This window comes from Streptomyces novaecaesareae, from assembly GCF_000716875.1.
GTDB classification, from domain to species: domain Bacteria; phylum Actinomycetota; class Actinomycetes; order Streptomycetales; family Streptomycetaceae; genus Kitasatospora; species Kitasatospora novaecaesareae.
The window spans coordinates 1-1,659 of record NZ_JNWQ01000184.1; the positions used below are offsets into that span (position 1 = coordinate 1).

General features: G+C 74.8%; 2 protein-coding genes and 1 pseudogene. 1 reads left to right on the top strand and 2 read right to left on the bottom strand.

Annotation, left to right across the window (positions count from 1 at the left end; all coding sequences use genetic code 11):
• Window positions 1–365, bottom strand: a pseudogene (locus OP86_RS33160) (hypothetical protein); the annotation flags it as partial.
• A 220-nt stretch (window positions 366–585) separates the two neighbouring features.
• Here OP86_RS33160 and OP86_RS37600 point away from each other — a divergent pair.
• Window positions 586–993, top strand: a complete 408-nt coding sequence (locus tag OP86_RS37600) for a winged helix-turn-helix transcriptional regulator (RefSeq protein WP_030055167.1) — start codon at window positions 586–588, stop codon at window positions 991–993.
• Between the two features lie 12 nt (window positions 994–1,005).
• Here the strand turns inward: OP86_RS37600 and OP86_RS32360 are convergent, their stop codons facing one another.
• On the bottom strand, window positions 1,006–1,608 hold the full coding sequence (locus tag OP86_RS32360) for an AAA family ATPase (RefSeq protein WP_030055168.1): 603 nt from the start codon (window positions 1,606–1,608) through the stop codon (window positions 1,006–1,008).
• Between the last annotated feature and the right edge of the window lie 51 nt (window positions 1,609–1,659).

The window sequence follows — 1,659 nt, forward strand, 5'->3', positions numbered from 1 at the left end:
CCGAGATCTACACTAGATCGCTCGTCGGCAGCGTCAGATGTGTATAAGAGACAGGTCTGCAGGGGGGTGAGGCGGTTCAGGGGGAGGGTGGCGGCGGCTGTGAGTGGGAGGCCGGCGGGGGCGGGGGTGTCGGTGTCCGGGACGATGTGGTCGGCGTAGGTGTCGAGGTGTGCGTGCAGGTGGTCGTGTAGGCCCACCGCCGGGTGTCGGGGCGTGAAGCCGGTGATGCCCGCCCTCACGGCGTCGATCGTGCCCGCCATGTCCCAGCCGGTGCCCGTGTTTGCCCGGGGCGCCGTCAGTTCGGCCTCGGCGAGGACCCCGGCGCGGGTGACTGCGTCCACCGGGTTGACCCCGGTGCCTGCCACCTGTACCCGCACCTGCCTGCGGCCCGGCTGCGGCGGTGCCGCCTCGACCGGTTCCAGCGCCTCGGGAGGGCCGAATCCCGCGCCACTACGGCACGCACCCTGCGCATTCCAGTCGATTTCGACAGCGGATCGGGGAACAGCGCCCAACCTGGGGAGAGTTGCTCCCCGGCAGGAAGCACGCACTCCGTGGTGTGTACCGCACGCAAAGGAGAGTGTGCCCGTGGCGCCCACCACGACCGCTGCCCAGCGCCGCGCCGTCGAGGCGGCCGGCTGCGACGCCTACCTCGCCCAGTGGCCGGCCCGTCAGCTCCTGGACCGCATCGGCGACAAGTGGACGATCCTGGTGGTCAACGCCCTCGCCGACGGCCCGCAGCGTTACAGTGCCCTGCGCCGGCGCCTGGCCGGGGTGAGCGAGAAGATGCTCACCCGGACCCTGCGCGCCCTGGAACGCGACGGCCTGCTCGCCCGCACCGTCACCGGCGGTGTCCCGGTCCGCGTCGACTACGAACTCGCCGTGCTCGGCCGCGACTTGCTGCCGCTGATGCGGGCGATCAAGGCGTGGGCGGAGTCCCACATGCCGCAGGTGCTGCACGCGCGGGCCGCGTACGGCGACGGTGAGCAGGGCTGAGCCCGCCGCGGTTCAGGCCAGGGCGGCGGCCAGGTGCTCGGGCAGGGTGGCGTGCGGGCGGCAGGCGACCACGGGCGGGGTGTGGGCGCCGGCCTGGGCGGCGAGCCAGGCGCCGTAGCGGGCGCTGACGGCGGCGCGTTCGGTCTGGGGGCCGCAACTGGGCTCGCGGTCGGCGTAGTTGGCGGCGATGCGCGCGGGGTCGTCCTCGTGGAGGAAGACCGCCCGCACCCGCCGGTCCTGTGCGGCGGCCTCGAACGCGGCGCGGGCGGCGGCGGCCGGGGTGAGGTAGTCGCCTTCGACGATGGCGGGCACGTCGACGGTGAGCCGGTTGCGTACGACGCCGAGCAGGGCGTCGTCCAGGGCGCGGGCGGTGGCGATCTGCAGGTCCAGGACGAGCTCGGCGCTGCCGGCCTGGTCGGGGGCGCGGAAGTGGTGCAGGCCGGGGTGGGTGGCTGCGGTGGTGGCGGCCTGCAGGGCGGCGACGACGTCGTCGAACTCCACCGTGAACGCCCCGTGCCGGGCGGCGAGGAGGGCGGCGGCGCGGCTCTTGCCGAGGCCTGAGGCGCCGCCGATCAGCAGGACGTCCCACGGGGTGTCGTCGGTGCGTACGGGCACGGTAGGCGGTCCGCGGCGCGCGCGGGCGCCGGGGGGCGGAGGGGGCGGCGG